Origin of the sequence: Spirillospora sp. NPDC047418, assembly GCF_040643275.1 — a bacterium.
In the GTDB taxonomy this organism is placed as follows: Bacteria; Actinomycetota; Actinomycetes; order Streptosporangiales; family Streptosporangiaceae; genus Spirillospora.
This window is the reverse complement of record NZ_JBEYTW010000037.1, coordinates 33,606-51,651: the sequence shown is the minus strand read 5'-3', so window position 1 is coordinate 51,651 and position 18,046 is coordinate 33,606. Positions and strand designations below refer to the sequence as shown.

14 protein-coding genes are annotated in these 18,046 nt (G+C 73.6%); 10 read left to right on the top strand and 4 right to left on the bottom strand.

The features are described 5' to 3' along the window. The first annotated feature begins 121 nt into the window (after positions 1 to 121). From glmU to ABZ806_RS23010, 10 genes are all read left to right on the top strand, one after another. On the top strand, positions 122 to 1,591 hold the full coding sequence (glmU, locus tag ABZ806_RS23055; RefSeq protein ID WP_500219419.1) for a bifunctional UDP-N-acetylglucosamine diphosphorylase/glucosamine-1-phosphate N-acetyltransferase GlmU: 1,470 nt from the start codon (positions 122 to 124) through the stop codon (positions 1,589 to 1,591). A gap of 165 nt (positions 1,592 to 1,756) precedes the next feature. After that, positions 1,757 to 2,737 carry a ribose-phosphate diphosphokinase gene (locus tag ABZ806_RS23050; protein WP_500219418.1) on the top strand — a complete coding sequence of 327 codons (981 nt, stop codon included), beginning with the start codon at positions 1,757 to 1,759 and terminating at the stop codon, positions 2,735 to 2,737. 247 nt (positions 2,738 to 2,984) lie between these two features. Beyond that, positions 2,985 to 3,605, top strand: a complete 621-nt coding sequence (locus ABZ806_RS23045; RefSeq protein ID WP_500219417.1) for a 50S ribosomal protein L25/general stress protein Ctc — start codon at positions 2,985 to 2,987, stop codon at positions 3,603 to 3,605. A 147-nt stretch (positions 3,606 to 3,752) separates the two neighbouring features. Then, positions 3,753 to 4,328, top strand: a complete 576-nt coding sequence (gene pth / locus ABZ806_RS23040) for an aminoacyl-tRNA hydrolase (RefSeq protein WP_500219416.1) — start codon at positions 3,753 to 3,755, stop codon at positions 4,326 to 4,328. A gap of 254 nt (positions 4,329 to 4,582) precedes the next feature. Continuing rightward, entirely contained in the window at positions 4,583 to 6,058 is a 1,476-nt protein-coding gene (locus ABZ806_RS23035) for a sugar transferase (protein ID WP_500219415.1), read from the top strand. Between the two features lie 83 nt (positions 6,059 to 6,141). Continuing rightward, positions 6,142 to 7,116 (top strand): inositol monophosphatase family protein, encoded by a 975-nt coding sequence (locus tag ABZ806_RS23030; protein WP_500219414.1) that lies wholly within the window; start codon positions 6,142 to 6,144, stop codon positions 7,114 to 7,116. Between the two features lie 103 nt (positions 7,117 to 7,219). After that, positions 7,220 to 8,137 (top strand): sulfate adenylyltransferase subunit CysD, encoded by a 918-nt coding sequence (gene cysD / locus ABZ806_RS23025; RefSeq protein WP_500219413.1) that lies wholly within the window; start codon positions 7,220 to 7,222, stop codon positions 8,135 to 8,137. A gap of 32 nt (positions 8,138 to 8,169) precedes the next feature. Further along, entirely contained in the window at positions 8,170 to 9,432 is a 1,263-nt protein-coding gene (locus tag ABZ806_RS23020; protein WP_500219441.1) for a sulfate adenylyltransferase subunit 1, read from the top strand. Between the two features lie 87 nt (positions 9,433 to 9,519). Next, a complete protein-coding gene (locus ABZ806_RS23015; RefSeq protein ID WP_500219412.1) occupies positions 9,520 to 10,416 on the top strand; it encodes a glycosyltransferase family 2 protein in 897 nt (298 codons plus the stop codon). 93 nt (positions 10,417 to 10,509) lie between these two features. Then, complete coding sequence (locus ABZ806_RS23010) at positions 10,510 to 11,436, top strand: hypothetical protein (RefSeq protein WP_500219411.1); 927 nt, start codon at positions 10,510 to 10,512, stop codon at positions 11,434 to 11,436. 29 nt (positions 11,437 to 11,465) lie between these two features. On the opposite strand, the gene ABZ806_RS23005 is transcribed toward ABZ806_RS23010, so the two are convergent. The 4 genes from ABZ806_RS23005 to ABZ806_RS22990 are packed head-to-tail and all read right to left on the bottom strand — an operon-like array spanning position 11,466 to position 17,964. Continuing rightward, entirely contained in the window at positions 11,466 to 12,782 is a 1,317-nt protein-coding gene (locus ABZ806_RS23005) for an RCC1 domain-containing protein (RefSeq protein WP_500219410.1), read from the bottom strand. Further along, entirely contained in the window at positions 12,779 to 14,098 is a 1,320-nt protein-coding gene (locus ABZ806_RS23000) for a ParB N-terminal domain-containing protein (RefSeq protein WP_500219409.1), read from the bottom strand. The genes ABZ806_RS23005 and ABZ806_RS23000 overlap by 4 nt, the downstream gene beginning before the upstream one ends. Next, positions 14,082 to 15,779 (bottom strand): lipopolysaccharide biosynthesis protein, encoded by a 1,698-nt coding sequence (locus ABZ806_RS22995; protein WP_500219408.1) that lies wholly within the window; start codon positions 15,777 to 15,779, stop codon positions 14,082 to 14,084. The genes ABZ806_RS23000 and ABZ806_RS22995 overlap by 17 nt, the downstream gene beginning before the upstream one ends. After that, positions 15,766 to 17,964: a polysaccharide biosynthesis tyrosine autokinase gene (locus ABZ806_RS22990; protein ID WP_500219407.1), complete on the bottom strand. Its 2,199-nt coding sequence runs from the start codon at positions 17,962 to 17,964 to the stop codon at positions 15,766 to 15,768. Before ABZ806_RS22990 ends, ABZ806_RS22995 begins: the two co-directional genes overlap by 14 nt. Positions 17,965 to 18,046: the final 82 nt, after the last annotated feature.

Below are 18,046 nucleotides of genomic sequence, written 5' to 3'. Positions count from 1 at the left end.
TGACAGGTGGGGAGCGGGCGGTATCCTGCCCGTGTTGGGTGCGTTCCGGCCTGTCGTGGTGTGATCTCGCAGGTGGGCGCGTCCTAGACCGATCCCGTCCGCGATGCCGAGGAGCCTCCTTGTGAGTGCTGCGAGCCGACCGGCCGCCGTCATCGTTCTCGCCGCGGGCGAGGGCACCCGGATGAAGTCCCGCAAGTCGAAGGTCCTGCACGAGTTGTGCGGGCGCAGCATGCTGGGGCATGTGCTGGCCGCCGCGCGGCGGCTGGAGCCCGAGCGGCTCGTCGTCGTCGTCGGGCACCGGCGCGAGCAGGTCGTCGAGCATCTCGGCGCGCACGCGCCCGATGCCGAGGCCGTCGTCCAGGAGCACCAGGGCGGGACCGGGCACGCGGTCCGCATGGCGCTGGAGGAGACCGGGGCCCTGGAGGGGACCGTGGTCGTCACCAACGGCGACCACCCGCTGCTGCGGGGCGAGACGCTGCGGGAACTCGTGCGGGTCCACGAGGGCGAGGGCAACGCCGCCACCGTGCTGACCACCGAGATGCCGGACGCCACCGGGTACGGGCGGATGGTCCGGGCCGCGGACGGCAGCGTCGAGGCGATCGTCGAGCACAAGGACGCGACGGACGCGCAGCGGGCGATCAGCGAGATCAACGTCGGCATGTACGCGTTCGACGGCGCCCTGCTGGCGGACGCCCTGAAGCGGGTGACCACCGACAACGCCGGCGGCGAGGAGTACCTCACCGACGTGGTGGCGATCGTGCGCGAGGACGGCCACCGGGCCGGTGCGCACCTGGTCGCCGACTGGGTCGAGACCCAGGGCGTGAACGACAAGGTCCAGCTCGCGCAGGCGCGCAGGCAGCTGAACGACCGGATCCTCGAGGCGCACATGCGGGCCGGGGTGACGATCGTCGATCCCGCGTCCACGTGGATCGACGCCGATGTGACCGCCGAGCAGGACGCCGAGATCCACCCGGGCACGCAGCTGCACGGGAAGACGCATCTGGCCGAGGGGGCGCGGGTCGGGCCGGGGTGCACGCTGACCGACACGACGGTCGGCGAGGGCGCCTCGGTGATCAACGCCGTGTGCGTGGCGGCGGAGATCGGGGCCGAGGCCTCGGTCGGGCCCTACGCCTATCTGCGGCCGGGGACCAGGCTGGCACGGAAGGCCAAGGTCGGAACGTACGTCGAGACCAAGAACGCCGACATCGGCGAGGGCACGAAGGTGCCGCACCTGACCTACGTGGGCGACGCCGAGATCGGCGCGGGCTCCAACATCGGCGCGAGTTCGGTGTTCGTGAACTACGACGGTGTGGACAAGCACCGCAGCGTCATCGGGTCGCACGTGAAGGTGGGCAGCGACAACATGATCGTCGCTCCGGTGACGGTGGGCGACGGCGCCTACACCGCGGCCGGGTCGGTGATCGTCCAGGACGTCCCGCCTGGGGCGATGGCGGTCGCGCGGGCGCGGCAGCGCAACGTCGAGGGCTGGGTGGAGCGCAGGCGTCCGGGCACGCCGGCGGCCGACGCGGCCCGGCGGGCGAAGGACGACGCGGCCCGGCGGGCGAAGGGCGAGGACGAGGTCGCGCCCTAGCGCGGCCCGGTGCGGACTGCCCCGCCGCCGGGCGGGGACGCGGAGGACAGCGGCGTCCTCCGGCGACAACAGAGCATCCCGTGCGCCCGGTTCTTGTGGTGCGCGGGGGAGTGGGGACGACACCCCACGGGTAAGGCACGTTCCATTGAGGGGGAGTTGTCAGAGGTGAGTGGGATCAAAGCGAGCGGTCAGAAGAAGCTGATGCTCTTCACCGGCCGAGCCCACCCGGACCTGGCCAAGGAAGTCGCCGACAACCTCCACATCGAGTTGACTCCGACGTCGGCGTACGACTTCGCCAACGGTGAGACATTCGTGCGGTTCCTTGAGTCGGTGCGCGGTTCGGACGCGTTCGTGATCCAGAGCCACACGGCTCCCATCAACCAGTGGATCATGGAGCAGCTGATCATGGTGGACGCGCTGAAGCGCGCGTCCGCCAAGCGGATCACCGTGGTGGCGCCGTTCTTCGGGTACGCCCGGCAGGACAAGAAGCACCGCGGCCGCGAGCCGATCTCGGCGCGGCTGATGGCGGACCTGTTCAAGACGGCGGGCGCGGACCGGCTGATCACGGTCGATCTGCACACGGCGCAGATACAGGGGTTCTTCGACGGCCCGGTGGACCACCTGTTCGCGCTGGACCTGCTGGCCCGGCACTTCGAGAGCCGGCTGGACACCTCGCAGGTGACGGTGGTCGCGCCGGACGCGGGCCGGGTGCGGGTGACCGAGCGCTGGTCGGACCGGCTGGGCGGCGTGCCGATGGCGATCATCCACAAGAAGCGCGACCCGGACGTGGCGAACGAGGTGAAGGTCTTCGACGTCGTCGGCGAGGTCAAGGGCCGCACCTGCGTGGTGGTCGACGACATGATCGACACCGGCGGGACGATCGTGAAGGCGGCGGAGGCGCTGTTCGAGCAGGGCGCGGCGAAGGTCGTGGTCGCGGCGACGCACGGCGTGCTGTCGGGCCCGGCGGTCGACCGGCTGAAGAACTCGCGGATCTCCGAGGTGGTGCTGACGAACACGCTGCCGATCCCGGAGGACAAGCGGTTCGACAAGCTGACCGTGCTGCCGATCGCGCCGCTGCTCGCCCGTGCGATCAACGAGGTGTTCAGCGACGGTTCGGTGACGAGCCTCTTCGGCGGCCACAGCTAGACCTGCCGGGGTGGCGGGGGTCTCGGCGGGCTCTGGCATTTCGCGGCGCGGCGATCGGCTAGACTCTTTGAATCGCGCATGCCTCCGGGTCGTTCAGTGCGGTGCCGGCACAGGGGCCGCACTCCTCGGGGGACGCAACGAATCTTTGAGGCGCCCGCCCTTAGTCGGCGTGCGTGGATCGCCACTGTCCGTAGCGGACGTCCGACGCCGGACGGCCGTGGATCGCAACAAGCAGGGAGTTTTCGCCGTGTCCGAGGTACGCATTGCCGCCGAGCCGCGCACCGAGTTCGGTAAGGGTGCCGCGCGGCGCACCCGCCGGGCCGGCAAGGTGCCCGCCGTCCTCTACGGTCACGGCACCGACCCGCAGCACATCTCGCTGCCGGGGCACGCCCTGATGCTGGCGCTCAAGACCCCGAACGTGCTGCTGACCATCGATGGTCTCGGCAACGGTTCGGAGCTGGCGCTGCCGAAGGACGTGCAGCGCGACCCGATCAAGGGTTTCCTGGAGCACGTCGACCTGCTGCTGGTGAAGCGCGGCGAGAAGGTCGTCGTCGACCTGCCGGTCAACATCATCGGCGACGTGGTCCCGGGCGGCCAGGTGGCGCAGACGGTGGTGGAGATCTCCGTGGAGACGGAGGCGACCAACATTCCGGAGTCGGTCGACCTGGACATCGCCGGCCTGGAGGTCGACTCGCAGGTGCTGGCGAAGGACCTGAAGCTGCCGTCGGGGACGACGCTCGCGGCGGACGAGGACACGCTGATCCTGCAGATCCTCGACGCTACGGCGGCGACGGAGCCGGAGGCCGCCGAGACCGCGGAGGGCGAGGGCGCCGCCGCCGAGGGCGAGGGCGAGGCCGCCGCCGAGTAGGGCGGGCGGCGTCGCGCCGCATGGTTCTCTCATGGCCCCCGCGGGTGCGTGCGCACCGGCGGGGGCCGTGTCCATGCCTGGAGAGCGTCCGTGCATGGAGGACGTTCGTGCATGCCGGAGGAGGACGTTCGTGCGTGAGGAGTTCGGGTGAGCGCGGATCTCTGGCTGGTGGTGGGGCTGGGCAATCCGGGCCCCTCGTATGCGGGGAACCGGCACAACGCGGGGTTCATGGTGCTGGACGTGCTGGCGGCGCGGGCCGGCGGCCGGTTCAAGTCGCACCGGTCGCGCGCGGACGTGCTGGAGGGCCGGCTCGCGGGGACGCGGGCGGTGCTGGCGAAGCCGCGGTCGTTCATGAACGAGTCGGGCGGGCCGGTGAAGGGCCTGTGCGACTTCTACAAGGTGCCGGTGGAGCGGCTGGTCGTCGTCCATGACGAGCTGGACATCCCGTTCGGCGCGGTGCGGCTGAAGCGGGGCGGCGGTGACAACGGTCACAACGGCCTGCGGTCGGTGACGAAGTCGCTGGGGTCGAGGGAGTACCCGCGGGTGCGGTTCGGGGTGGGCCGGCCGCCGGGGCGGATGGACGCGGCGGCGTTCGTGCTGAAGGACTTCTCCGCGGCGGAGCGCAGGGACCTGGCCCTGGAGGTGGACCGGGCGGCGGACGCGGTGGAGGCGCTGATGCTGGACGGGCTCGCCGCGGCGCAGAACGTGTTCCACGCGGGTTGACCGGATCCGGCCACGATGGGGGCTGGACAGCGGTCGATCATGCCGCTGTGGTGTTCTTTTTGCTCGGCTTCCGGCCGGTTTGGTGGCGATGCCGGGGCTGAGTGGACGTTCCGCCCGTGACCAGGGCAATGTACCCCGTAAGATGCTGCTTCCAGTGAGGTTCGAGTTGCATGTGAACCTCGGGCGACGTATAGCCGTCTTCGGTGTGGACCGTGCTGTCGGGGCGCGCGTTACAGGGGATTGGTGAGTGTTCTATGGCCGTCGTTGACAAGGTCCAGGCCGCGTCATCGACCCGCCATGAGCAGAGGCGTGCGCAGTCGCCGAACTGGAGCGGGCGGTACCGCCGGGTCGCGAAGTGGCTCGACGTCCTCAGCATGCTGATGGCCGGTGTGATCGCGTTCGTGCTCCGCTTTCCGGGCGTGCCGACCGAGCTGAACGCGCCGTACGTGGCGCTGACCGTCGTCCTGCCCGTCGTGTGGCTGCCGACGCTGATGCTGTGCCGGGCCTACCAGCCGCGCTACATCGGGGTCGGGTACGAGGAGTTCCACCGGGTGATCCGGGCCGGGTTCATCCTGACGGCGACGGTCGCGATCCTGGCGTACGCGACGAAGACCGAGGTGGCGCGCGGGTACGTGGTGATGGCGCTGCCGCTCGGCACGTTCCTCGCCCTCCTCGCGCGGTACCGGCTGCGCAAGTGGCTGCACAAGAAGCGCTGGAACGGCCAGTGCATGCGGCGCGTGGTCGCGGTGGGGCACCGGACGTCGGTGTCCGACCTGATCCGGCTGCTGCGCAAGAAGCGCTACCACGGCATGGACATCGCGGCGGTGTGCCTGCCGCCGGCGCTGGCGGCGGGCGACGACGCGGTCGCCGAGGTCGAGGGCGTCCCGGTGCTGGGCGACTTCGCGCAGGCGGCGTCGGTCGCCGAGCGGATCGGCGCGGACTCGGTGGCGGTGCTGGCCTGCCCGGAGATGGACGGGGTGGCGCTGCGCCGGCTGGCGTGGCAGATCGAGCGCGACGACATCGAGCTGGTGGTGGCGCCCGCGCTGATGGACGTGACCGGCCCGCGGATCTCGATCCGCCCGGTGGCGGGGCTGCCGCTGCTGCATGTGGAGCATCCGGAGCTGGACGGCGGCCGCAAGGTGTTCAAGGGCCTGTTCGACCGCACGGCGGCGCTCGGCGGGCTGGTGCTGCTGAGCCCGCTGATGCTGATCGTCGCGTTCCTGATCAAGGTGACGAGCGCGGGCCCGGTGATGTTCCGGCAGGTCCGGGTGGGGCGCGGCGGCCGGGAGTTCACCGTGCTGAAGTTCCGCACGATGGTGGCCGACGCCGAGTCCCGCAAGGTCGAGCTGATGGCGGCCAACGAGAACGACGGTGTGCTGTTCAAGATCCGCGAGGATCCGCGGATCACCCGGGTGGGCCGCTGGCTGCGCCGCTACTCGCTGGACGAGCTGCCGCAGCTGTTCAACGTGGCGCGCGGCGAGATGTCGCTGGTCGGCCCGCGTCCGCCGCTGCCGGAGGAGGTCGCCCAGTACGGCGGCGACGTGTACCGGCGGCTGGTGGTGAAGCCGGGGCTGACGGGCCTGTGGCAGGTGAGCGGCCGCTCCGACCTGTCGTGGGAGGAGTCGGTCCGCCTCGACCTGCGCTATGTCGACAACTGGACGCTCGCCATGGACCTGCAGATCATGTGGAAGACCTGGTCGGCCGTCTTCCGGGGCTCCGGCGCCTACTGAGCGGGACCGGGCATCGGGGCGGCTCGGGTAGGCATGAGAAAGTAGACCGAACAGACCATTCGAGTCGGGAATGTGATCAGCGGATGAGGGATGTGGACGACCACGCGCTGGCGGCGGAGCTCGCCGGTGCGGCGGGGCGGCTGCTGCTCGGCGTTCGGGACGAGGTCGGCTTCGCGGACGCGCGCGTCCTGAAGGACACCGGCGACCTGCGGGCCCACGAGTACCTGATGGCGGCGCTGGCCGAGCGCTGTCCCGGCGACGCCGTCCTGTCGGAGGAGGGTCGCTCCTCGGTGGCGGGGAAGCGGGCGGAGGGCGACGACCGCGCCCCGACCCGCAACACCGCGACCGCCGAGCGGCTCACCGCCGGCCGGGTGTGGATCGTCGACCCGCTGGACGGCACCCGCGAGTTCTCCGAGGAGGGCCGCCGCGACTGGGCCGTCCACGTGGCGCTGTGGGAGCGGGACGCGTCCGGCCGGGGCCGGCTGGCCGCCGGCGCGGTGGCGCTGCCGGCGCAGGGCCTGACGCTGCGCACGGACGCGACGGGCGGCGCCGCGCTCGTCCGGACGGACGCGGGCGCCCCCGACCCGGTGACGGCCGGCCCGGTGCGGGCGCAGCCGCGCGAGGTGCCGCTGCACGTCCCGGCGCCGGACGCGGGCAAGCTCCGCATCGCGGTGAGCCGCACCCGCCCGCCCGAGTTCGTCCGGCGGCTCGCCGGCCGGCTCGACGTGGACGTGGAACTGGTGCCGATCGGGTCGGCGGGGGCGAAGATCTCCGCGGTGCTGCTCGGCGAGGTCGACGCGTACGTGCACGCGGGCGGCCAGTACGAGTGGGATTCGGCGGCGCCGGCGGCGGTGGCGCTCGGTGCGGGGGCGCACGCGTCCCGCGTCGACGGGTCGCCGCTGGAGTACAACCGGGAGGACCCGCGGCTCCCGGATATCCTGGTGTGCCATCCCGTGTCGGCGTCGATGCTGCTGTCCGGCATCGCACCCCTCCTCACCGAGGGGTACGGGGGGTCGTCCCCCCGCGGGGAGGCGCCGAGCGGCGCACTGCCCGACTGATCCGGGAGTGAATCGCGGCGGGCCGCGGTTCGACCCGGTGGGACACCCCGTCCCGTGACCATCGGTTGCATCTGCCAGACCAGCGTGGAGAGAGCCCCAGACCATGCAGCGTTCCGATTATCTGCTGTCGCAGTTGGACGTCCTCGAAGCCGAGTCGATTCACATATTCCGGGAGGTGGCGGCCGAGTTCGAGCGGCCGGTGCTGCTGTTCTCGGGCGGCAAGGACAGCCTGGTGATGCTCCGGCTGGCCGAGAAGGCGTTCTGGCCGGCGCCGGTCCCGTTCCCGGTGATGCACGTCGACACCGGGCACAACTTCCCCGAGGTGATCGAGTTCCGCGACCGGCGGGTCGGTGAGCTCGGCGTCCGGCTGGTGGTGGCGTCGGTGCAGGACGCGATCGACAGCGGCCGGGTGGCCGAGCAGAAGGGCCGCCGCGCGTCCCGGAACCGGCTGCAGATCGTGCCGCTGCTGGACGCGATCGAGGAGCACCGGTTCGACGCGGCGTTCGGCGGGGCGCGGCGCGACGAGGAGAAGGCCCGCGCCAAGGAGCGGGTGGTGTCCTTCCGCGACGAGTTCGGCCAGTGGGACCCGAAGAACCAGCGCCCGGAGCTGTGGAACCTGTTCAACACGAGGATCGAGCAGGGCGAGCACGTCCGGGTGTTCCCGCTGTCGAACTGGACGGAGCTCGACATCTGGGACTACGTCCGCCGGGAGGGCATCGCCCTCCCCTCGATCTACTTCGCGCACACCCGCCGCGTGTTCGAGCGCGACGGGCTGCTGCTGGACGCCGAGACGGGCTTCGCGCACCGCGGCGACGACGAGCCGGAGTTCGAGGCGACGGTCCGGTACCGGACGGTCGGCGACGCGTCCTGCACGGGCGCGGTGAAGTCGGCGGCGGCGACGCTGGACGAGGTGATCGAGGAGATCGCGGCGACCCGGATCACCGAGCGCGGCCAGACCCGCGCCGATGACCGGACCAGTGAGGCCGCGATGGAGGACCGCAAGAAGGAGGGCTACTTCTGATGGCCGGGAACGAGGAGCCCGCGGGCAAGCCGATGGACCTGCTGCGGTTCGCCACCGCCGGCAGCGTCGACGACGGCAAGTCGACCCTGATCGGCCGGCTGCTGTTCGACTCCAAGTCCATCTTCGAGGACCAGCTGGAGTCGGTGGAGCGCACCAGCACCGAGCGCGGCGAGGAGTACACCAACCTCGCGCTGCTGACCGACGGCCTGCGCGCCGAGCGGGAGCAGGGCATCACGATCGACGTCGCGTACCGCTACTTCGCGACGCCGCGCCGCAAGTTCATCATCGCGGACACGCCGGGGCACATCCAGTACACCCGGAACATGGTGACGGGCGCGTCGACCGCCGACCTGGCGATCATCCTGGTGGACGCCCGCAAGGGCATCCTGGAGCAGTCGCGGCGGCACGCGTTCCTGACGACGCTGCTGCAGGTCCCGCACCTGGTCGTGGCGGTCAACAAGATGGACCTCGTCGACTACGACCGGGCCGTCTACGAGCGGATCGTGGACGAGTTCACCGCGTTCGCGTCCAAGCTGGACGTCACCGACCTGACGTTCGTGCCCATCTCCGCCCTGCACGGCGACAACGTCGTCGAGCGCAGCGTGAACATGCCGTGGTACGAGGGCTCGTCGCTGCTGCACCACCTGGAGCACGTCCACATCGCGTCCGACCGGAACCTGATCGACGTGCGGTTCCCGGTGCAGTACGTGATCCGGCCGCACGCCTCGACCGACCCCGAGCTGCACGACTACCGCGGCTACGCGGGGCAGGTCGCGGGCGGCGTGCTGAAGCCGGGCGACGAGGTCGTGCACCTGCCGTCCGGGCTGACCACGACGATCACCCACATCGACGGCCCGTCCGGTCCGGTGGCCGCGGCGTTCGCACCGATGTCGGTCACCCTGCGCCTCGCCGACGACATCGACATCTCCCGCGGCGACATGATCGCGCGGCCGAACAACCGCCCCGAGGTCGCGCAGGACCTCGACGCGATGGTCTGCTGGATGACCCCGGACCGCACCCTGGCCCCGCGCTCCAAGCTGGTCATCAAGCACACGACCCGCACCGCGAAGACGGTGGTGAAAGCCCTGCACTACCGGCTGGACGTCAACACGCTGCACCGCGACGAGCAGGCGGAGTCGCTCGGCCTGAACGAGATCGGCCGCGTCTCGCTGCGCGTCACCCATCCGCTGTTCGTGGACGACTACGCCCGCAACCGCCTCACCGGCGGCTTCATCCTGATCGACGAGGCCACCGGCAACACCGTCGCCGCCGGCATGATCCTCGGCTCGCGCTGACCGGGCGCCGCGGGGCCGCCGGGCCCCGCGGCCCCGCGGCCCCGTGCCCCTCCATCCCCTCGAATCCCGGACCAAGGCAGGCCCTCGATGCCCCCATCCGTCGGCGTCGTCCTCCCGACGCACAACCGGCCGGAGCTGCTGCGCCGCGCGCTGGAGTCGGTGCTCGCGCAGGACTACGAAGGCGAGGTGCGCGCCATCGTCGTCTTCGACCGCGCCGAACCGGACGCCTCGCTCGCCGGCGACCGCGTCGAGGTCATCGCCAACACCCGGGAGCCGGGCCTGGCCGGTGCCCGCAACTCCGGCATCCTGGCGCTGGACACCGACCTCGTCGCGTTCTGCGACGACGACGACCAGTGGCTGCCCGGCAAGCTCGCCGCGCAGGTGAAGGCGCTCGAAGGGGAGCCGGACGCGGTGCTGTGCAGCTCCGGCATCCTCATCGACTTCGACGGGCGGGAGCTGCCCCGGCTGGCCGGAACCGGACGCGTCACCTACGACGCGCTGATCCGCGACCGGATGATGAGCGTCCACTCCTCCACCTACGTGGCGCGCCGCGAGCCGCTCATCGAGATCGGCATGGTGGACGAGACGATCCCCGGCAGCCAGGGCGAGGACTGGGACCTCGCGCTGCGCGCCGCGCGCCGCCACCCCGTCGTGAACGTGGACGAGCCCTACGTCCGCGTCCTGTGGGGAGTGACGTCGTACTACGCGCAGGCGTGGGAGACGAAGGTGGCGGCGCTGGAGTGGTTCCTGGAGCACTACCCGGAGATCGGCCGGGAGCCGGGCGCCGCCGGGCGCGTGTACGGCCAGCTGGCGTTCGGCTGCGCGACGGTCGGCCGCCGCAAGGACGCCCTCCGCTGGTCGGCGCGGGCGCTGAAGGCCAACCCGGCCGAGCGCCGCGTCCCGTTCGCGCTGGCCGTCGCGTCCGGTGTCGTGTCCGGGAAGCGCGTCCTGCTGGCGCTGCACACCCGCGGCCGCGGCATCTGACGCGACCCGCGCCGAATCCTGGGCTTTCGCCACCTTTCCCCATGTCGCGCCGGTACTGTCGGGCCCGTCGCAGTGCCTAGAAGGAGCCTCTCCGTGAACATCTCTTCCCGCCGCCTCGCCGCGTCCGGGGCGCTGGCGCTGGGCCTGGCGCCGGCGCTCGCCCTGACCGCCACGCCCGCGTTCGCGGGCACCGACCTCGACGCGGTCGCCGAGGGCATCACCGAGAGCGGTTACTACGTCGACTCCGGCGCCAAGTACTACCAGTCGGACGGCGCGCAGGAGCTGCTCAGGCACGCGCAGGGCCGGTCGGTGCCGGTGTTCATCGCGATCCTCCCGCCCGGCAACGACGCGGGGCAGGTCCTGCGGCAGCTGCCCGGCCTGATGAAGCGCAAGGGCACCTACGTGGTGCTGGCCGGGAACGAGCTCCGGGCGTCGTCCAACGCGCTGCCGCAGAGCCGGGTGAAGGCCGTCTACACCCGGGCCGTGCAGGGCAGCAAGGGCAAGCCCGACCTGGCGCTGCTGAAGTTCGTCCAGACGCTGCCGGAGTCGAAGTACGCGCCGCCGGAGCCCGGCAAGCCCGGCAACAACGGCAAGCCGGCCCCGGAGTCCACGAAGCAGCAGCAGGAGCAGGAGGAGCAGACGCTCGCGCAGTCGCAGCCGACCGCGCCGGCCGCGGGCTACGAGGCCGCGCCGGAGGACGACGGCGGCTCGATGACCCCGTACCTGCTCGGCGGCGGCGGCCTGGTCGTCGTCGCCGCGGCGGCCGGAGCCGGGTTCCTCCTGTGGCGCCGCCGCTCCGCGACTCCGGCACCCGCCGGCGCCGCCGCGTCCGCCGCGCCCGCCCCCGGAACTCCCGCGCCTGGGACTCCCGCGCCCGGAGCTCCCGCGCCTGGAGGCTCCGCGTCCGGAACTCCCGCGCCCGGAGGTTCCGCGTCGGGTGCTCCCGCGCCGCAGCCGCCCGCCCAGCAGCCGCCTGCGGCGGACGGCCCCAGGCCGCCGGAGCCCCCGGCGAACGACTAGGGGCTCATCGGCAAGCCTCCGGCGAGCGGCTAGGGGCTCATCAGCAGGATGAGGTGGCGCTCGCCGGCGCCGGCCGACAGGGCCCGGTCCGGTGCGGTGCCGTGCGCCATCACCACCGTGCCGGGACGGCTGCGGGGCACCCTGTTGCCGGAGCCGAGCTGGCCGCTGCCGCCCGCGCCCCAGGTCAGCGGCGTCCCGTCGGTGAGGATCGCGGCTCCGTAGGCTTCGCCCGCGAACACCTGGGCGACGCCGCGCAGCTTCGGGCCGTGGCTGCCGGCGACCGCGACCGGGGTGGCGCGGAGCTTCACCGACCGGTCGCCGAGCTGCCCGGCCGTGTTGTTGCCCCAGGCGACGACCGTGCCGTCCTTGCGCAGCGCGTAGTTGTGCTTCTCCGCCGCGCTGATCCCCGTGACGCCGCCGAGGGCGCCCTTGCCGCCCACGCCGGACACGAGGCCGGGGGTGAGGCGGTCGCGGCGCGATCCGTCGCCGAGCTGGCCGAGGTCGTTGTGGCCCCAGGAGGCGAGCCGCCCGTCCCGCAGCAGCGCCAGGCCGTGCTGCCCGCCGATCGCGATGCGGGTCACGCCGCCCAGCCGCCGGGCGCCGTCCAGGCCGCGCACCGGCACCGGCAGGGCCCGGTCCCGGCGGGTGCCGTCGCCGACCATCCCGTAGTCGTTGGCGCCCCAGGCGAGCACCTGCCCGTTGCGGCGCAGCACCAGCTCGGTGTGGCCGTCGGCGGCGATCGCGGCGACACCGCCGAGCGGCCTGCGGCCGTCCGGCGCCCGCACGGTCGTGGGCACCCGCGGGCTGGTCCGCTTGCCGGTGCCGCGCTGCCCGGACGACCCGTCGCCCCAGGTCACGACCGTGCCGTCGGAGCGCAGCGCCATGGAGAAGTCATTGTTGGCGCTGATCGCGACGACGCCGTCCAGCGTGCCGGAGCGGCCGTCCGGCGCCCGGACGGGGACGGGGACGCGGCTGTCGTGCCGGGTGCCGTTGCCGAGCTGGCCGTGGTCGTTGGCGCCCCAGGCGACGACCTTGCCGCCGTCGAGGACGGCCAGCGAGTGCCGCCCGCCGCCGGCGACGGCGCGCACCCGGTCCAGCCGGCCCTGCCCGCCCACGCCGGTGACGGGGGCGAGCTTGAGGTCGATGGTGTCGCCGGGGCGGCCGAGCTGGCCGTGGTCGTTGAGGCCGCTCGTCCACACCACGCCGGTCTCCGTGCCCGCCGACCCGGCGGCGGGCGGCGGGGACGACGGCGGTGCCGCGTCGGCGGTCCCGGACCCGCCGCACGCGGCGGTCAGCACCGCCGGGACGGCCAGCAGCGCGGCGGCGGTGCGGCGCGCGGGCGTCATGCCGTGCGGACGCAGGCGAACAGGTGCCTGGCGTAGTTGTCCTCGTAGGGCGGGCGGGCGTCCTCGTCGGGGCCGAGGTCGATGATCTCGTCGAAGCCGGTGTTCTCGCGCAGGAACCGCGCGACGCGCGGCGGGTCCCAGCCGCGCAGCGACTCGGCGAACCAGGCCTCGTTGTCCTGCCCGGTGTCGAAGAACAGCACCCGGCCGGTGGCGCGGTCCAGGAGCCGGATCAGCTCCTCGGCGCCGACGGAGCCCCGGCCGAGGACGAAGTGGTGCAGGAGGCTGAAGCACGACACCACGTCCCAGCGGCCGGCGTCGTGGCCGCCGAGGAACTCCACGCAGTCGCCGGTGGCGATGGCGCCGTCCGGGAGCCCGTAGATCGCCTGGCCGAGCGGGACGGCGAGCGGGTCGCGCTCGATGCCCTCGGCGTCGAAGCCGCGCTCGGCCAGCTGGGCGACGAACCAGCCGTAGCAGCTCGCGACGTCCAGGTAGCGGCCGCCGGTGATGCCGCGCTCGCCGAGGAACGCGTCCATCTTGGCGAGCCGGTCGGTGCACTGCCGGACGGTCGTCCAGCCGGACCGCAGCTCGGGCGCGTCGATCGGCTGGTACAGCTCGTGGGTTCCGTCGAGCCAGCTCATCTTGAGCAGCAGGTCCTGCAGGGGAGTGGTGACGGGCAGCCACTTGGCGACGACGTTGGCGCCGTCGGCGCCGCTCATCGCGGCGATCGCGAGGCGGTGGTGGCCGTCGAGGATCTGGTACTGGTCGGAGCCGCGGACGGGCGCGACGAGGACCGGGTCCTGCGGGCCGCTCTGCTGCGGCCGGGGCGCGCCGCCGGGCGCCTCCTCGCCGCGGTGGCGGGCGATGAACGCGCGGGCCGCCGCGAGGACGCCGGCGGGGTCGGTGCCGCCGAAGTAGGTGCCGCCCGCCTCGATGCAGCGCAGCCCGAGCCGCCCGTAGCCGCTGTCGAGGATCTGCTCGTCGGCCAGGTCGCCGTGCTCGTCGGCGAGGCGGAGCAGGGCGACGTGCGGGCCGTCCAGGAACGGGGTGGACGGCCACAGCAGGTCGCCGGTCCGGTCGGCGAACTCGCGGGCGGTCCAGCCGCCCTGCGCGCCCACGAGGAGCTGGTCGAACCGGACGGGCACCTTCCACGGGCGGCGCAGCACGGCGGTGGACACCGCGACGCGCGCCGCGGCCGGGATCGGCAGGGAGCGCCCGGCGTCGACCAGCCGCCCGTACACCGGGCCGCTCGGCGCGAGGCCGCTCTTGCGCAGCACCGCGCGGGACTTGCGGCGTACTTGGTCAATTCCCGTGGGCATGCATGCTCCTGGCAGGTGTCGTGTCCGCCGGCGCTTGCGGCGGCGTCGTTTCCATCGTCGGCGTGCCGGGGGCCGGCGGCGCGGTGGCGCCCGCGGGCCCGGGTGCGGCGCGGCCTCGCCGCCCCGGCAGCAGGGAGGCGAACGCGGTGAGGGACAGCCGCTCGCGACCGACCCAGAGTAGGGCAAAGTACAGGATGGCGCCGGGCACCAGGCCGCAGGCCAGCGCGAGGGGGCTCGAGCCGGCCGCGAACCGGACGGCCAGCGGGATCGCGGCGAAGCTCAGCAGCGCCGAGCCGCCCGCCCAGAACAGCCCGGCGCTCGCCGGGGACATCCCGAGGATCCGGCGGACCTGGACGAGGGCGAGCAGCGTCCGGACGAGCAGCGCGCAGGCCCGCGCCGCCGCCGCGCCCGCGATCCCGAACGGCGGGATCAGCAGCACGTTCAGCACCAGGTTCACGCCGAGCGCGGTGCTCTGGTTGACCAGGCTCAGCCCGCTGCGGCCGGCCATCAGCAGCATCACGTCGCGGGCGCCGGTCGCGGTCGCCACCAGCATCGCCATCGCCAGGATCACGGTGACGACCTCGCCCGTCCCGCGGTAGCCGTCGCCGAACGAGCCGACGTACACCGGCGCGCCGACCGCGATGGACAGGTGCACCGGCCAGGCGAGCGCGAGGTTCCAGGACGCGCAGACGGCGAAGACGCGCTGCGCGCCGGCCCGGTCGGCGAGGGCCATCAGCCGGCTCACCGCGGGCTGCATGACGTTCTGCACCGCCTGGGTGGCGAGCTGGCTGATCACGATGAACCGGGTGGCGGCGGTGTAGACGGCCGCCTCGCGCGGCGAGCTGAGCGCGGCGACCAGCACGATGTCGGCGCGCTGGAACGCCGTCTGGCAGATCTGCGCGAACGCGCGCGGCGCGGTGAACCGCCAGAAGTCGCCCACCAGCGGACGCAGCCCGGTGGCGGGCGCGGCGGCGGGCGCGGTGGCGGGCGCGGCGGTGGGCGCGGGTGCGGCGGCGCGGCCCGCGCGGCTGATCTTCCGGTACCACAGCGCCGCCAGGACCAGGCAGGGCAGGTACGGTGCCGCCCAGGCCAGCGCGAGCCAGACCGCGTCGTCGGACAGGACCGCCGCCGCGATCACCCCGGCGACCTGCAGCGTCTGCCGCAGGATCTTGTCGACCAGGACGGTCGGCCGCATCGAGCCGTGGCCGCGCGTCGCCGCCAGCAGCGCGTCGTGCGCGCCGGCCAGCGGCAGGAACAGCGCCAGCGCCCGCACCATGTCCACGGCCTGGCCCGGGTCGTCGGCGCCGATGTGGCCCGCCGTCCACGGGGCGGTGGCGGCGAGGACGAGCGCGGCGAGCGCCGCCGTCGCCGCGACCGGGACCAGCGCGACCGGTACCGTGCGGCGCGCCGCGGCCCGGTCGCCGAGCGCGAGATAGCGGGGCAGCCAGCGCAGCAGGCCCGCGTCGGTGCCGAGGCCCGACACCGCCTGCAGGATGATGAACAGCGACGTCGCGGCGAAGAACGTGCCCGCGATGCGCTGCGAGTACAGGTGCGCGACGAGGAAGACCAGCGCGAGCCCCTGGACGCCGGCGACGGCGGCGCCCACCAGGTTGAGGGCGCCGCCTCTGGCCAGCCTGTTCAGATTGGGGCCGCCGGCCGGGGCGGGTTCAGGAGCCGGCATGCCGCCCGGCCTTGTGGGCGGCCTTGCCGTAGCGGGGCGTGACGTCGCCGGACGGCGGCGGGCCGTCGGCGGGGTCGTCCGGCAGCTCGGGCGGCATGTACTTGGAGATGTCCTCCTGGGTCCGCGTCGAGGCGGACTCCAGCGCCTGCTCCGCCTCGGTCTGCTCGGCGGCATCGGACTGCCCTGCCTGCCCGGACTGCCCGGCCGGCTCGGTTCCAGTCCCCAGCGCGGCGTCGGCCGGCGGGACGGGCTTGGGCGCGACGGGCTTGCCCGGGCCGGACGGAGGGTCCAGCGACGGCGGAGTCGGCCGCCGCGTCCCCGGCGGCAGCGCGCCGCGCCCGCCGGAGCCCGGGCGGGCCGGTGCCCGCAGGGTGTCGCCCGGCATCGGCGGCTGCTTGATCTGGGGCAGTGCCTGCGTGGTCACGGTCGAGGACTCGGCGGCGTCCTGGTCGTCCTCGTCGCGCGGCATCCCCGGCCAGTAGCCCTTGTCGTCGTCGCGGTCGGCGCGCCCGCCGTCGCCGGGCTGCTCCTCCGCCCACGCGGGGGAGCCCTCGGAGGCGGTGTGCCGCTCGCCGCTGCCGCGCGGGTCGCCGGCGCGGGACTCGACCGCGCGGGCCTCCCTGGCCCGGGGGTCGGCGGCGCGTCCCCGGCCGGCCGGCGCCGGCCCGCCGGGCTGCCGCGCCGCCGGCGGGCCCTGCCGCGGCGCGCGTCCGCCGCGCTGCTCCGGCGGCTCCAGCAGGGCGCCCAGCACGGTGACGCCGGCGCGCTCGGCCTCCACGTACGCCTGGCGGAGCTCCTCCCGGGTCGTCACGCCCTGGTTGGCGACGAGGACGACCGCGTCCACGAACGTGCACAGCGCCTGCGCGTCCGCGTCGTGCAGGCTCGCGGCGTTGACGACCACGTACTCGCTGCGGCGGCGCAGCACCTTCACGGTCTCGCGCATCCGCGGGCCGCTGAACCGGTGCGCGGCCTCCTGGGCGCGCGGGCCGCGCGGCAGCAGCCGCAGCTGCGAGTCGGTGTGGATCAGCAGTGTCGCCGGGTCGGTGCCGCTGAGCAGCGTGTCCGACAGGCCCTTGCCGCCGGGGCGGGCGCCGAACAGCGTGCTGACGTCGGCGTCCTCGGTGGTCGCGTCGATCATGATGGTCTTGGCGCCGGCGAACGCCAGCGAGACCGCGAGGTTGGCGCTGGCCAGCCGGGCGCTGCCGCCCGGGGTGGCGCTGGTGACCAGCAGTGCCACGGGGGTCTGCGGCGCCGTCGCCACGACCGCGGCGCGCAGCCGCCGGTACGCCTCGCCGACCGGGCTCTTGGGTGCGCTGACCAGGGCGAGGGTGTCGCCGGGCGGGCCGCCCGCCGGGATGGCGGACAGGGTGCGGACGCCCATCGCCTCGATCGCCTCGGCGTTGCGCAGCCGCTGGTTCAGCCGCTCGCGCAGCAGCACGACGGCGAGCCCGATGACGACGCCGCCGACCAGGCCGCCGGCCCCGAACGCCGCGGTGCGGATCTGGCCGGGGCCGTCCGGCGCGCCGGCCGGGGTGATGACCTGGCCCGGGCTGATGGGGGTGCTGCCGATGTCGTTGGCCTGCTCGTCGATCACGCCGAGCTGGTTGGTGTAGGCGGTGACGCGCTGCTGGAGGGTGGCGCGCTTGGCGCCGGCGGTGGCGGCCATCTCCCGGTTGGTCTTCAGCAGCTGCCGCTGGACCTTGTCGGCCTGCGCCTTCAGCTTGGTGAGCTGGTTGTTCACCACGTCCTGCGCGCGCTGCTGCCGGTAGGCCAGGTAGGCGTCGGCGAACGCCTGCGCGCCGGCCCGGGCGTTCGCCGAGTTCGTGGCCGTGTAGGTCAGGTTGAGCACCTGCGTGTTCGGCGGGACCGCGACCGCGATCTCGCCCTCCGGCTCGTGCCCGAGCTTCTGCGCGGCGATCTTGGCGACCCGGTCGGTGGTGACCAGCTGGGCCTCGGTCTGCAGGTTGACCAGGTCGTCGCCGCGGCCGTCCGGCGAGTACGGGTTGCCCTCCAGCGGGCTGACCAGCACGGTCGCGGTGGCCTGGTACGGCGCCGGCAGCACGAGCGCCGCGGCGACGCCGGCGGCCGCGCCGGCGACGGCGAGCAGGATCAGCAGCGGCACGTACCGCCGCAGCAGCGACAGCAGCTGCCCCTGCTGCGGGTCGGCCGTCTGGTCAGCTCCCACGACGATCCCCCTCAATGATCCGGGTCGTGCTGGACGGACAGTTGGTCACGACTTTATCCGTGCTTGGCGCGGGTCCGGTTTC

What these genes read in the sequence shown, in the direction of transcription:
- ABZ806_RS23035 (WP_500219415.1), top strand. Translation starts at nt 4,583, where the DNA reads ATGGCCGTCGTTGACAAGGTCCAGGCCGCGTCATCGACCCGCCATGAG.
- ABZ806_RS23030 (WP_500219414.1), top strand. Translation starts at nt 6,142, where the DNA reads ATGAGGGATGTGGACGACCACGCGCTGGCGGCGGAGCTCGCCGGTGCG.
- cysD (WP_500219413.1), top strand. Translation starts at nt 7,220, where the DNA reads ATGCAGCGTTCCGATTATCTGCTGTCGCAGTTGGACGTCCTCGAAGCC.
- ABZ806_RS23020 (WP_500219441.1), top strand. Translation starts at nt 8,170, where the DNA reads ATGGACCTGCTGCGGTTCGCCACCGCCGGCAGCGTCGACGACGGCAAG.
- ABZ806_RS23015 (WP_500219412.1), top strand. Translation starts at nt 9,520, where the DNA reads ATGCCCCCATCCGTCGGCGTCGTCCTCCCGACGCACAACCGGCCGGAG.
- ABZ806_RS23005 (WP_500219410.1), bottom strand. Translation starts at nt 12,782, where the DNA reads ATGACGCCCGCGCGCCGCACCGCCGCCGCGCTGCTGGCCGTCCCGGCG.
- ABZ806_RS23000 (WP_500219409.1), bottom strand. Translation starts at nt 14,098, where the DNA reads ATGCCCACGGGAATTGACCAAGTACGCCGCAAGTCCCGCGCGGTGCTG.
- ABZ806_RS22995 (WP_500219408.1), bottom strand. Translation starts at nt 15,779, where the DNA reads ATGCCGGCTCCTGAACCCGCCCCGGCCGGCGGCCCCAATCTGAACAGG.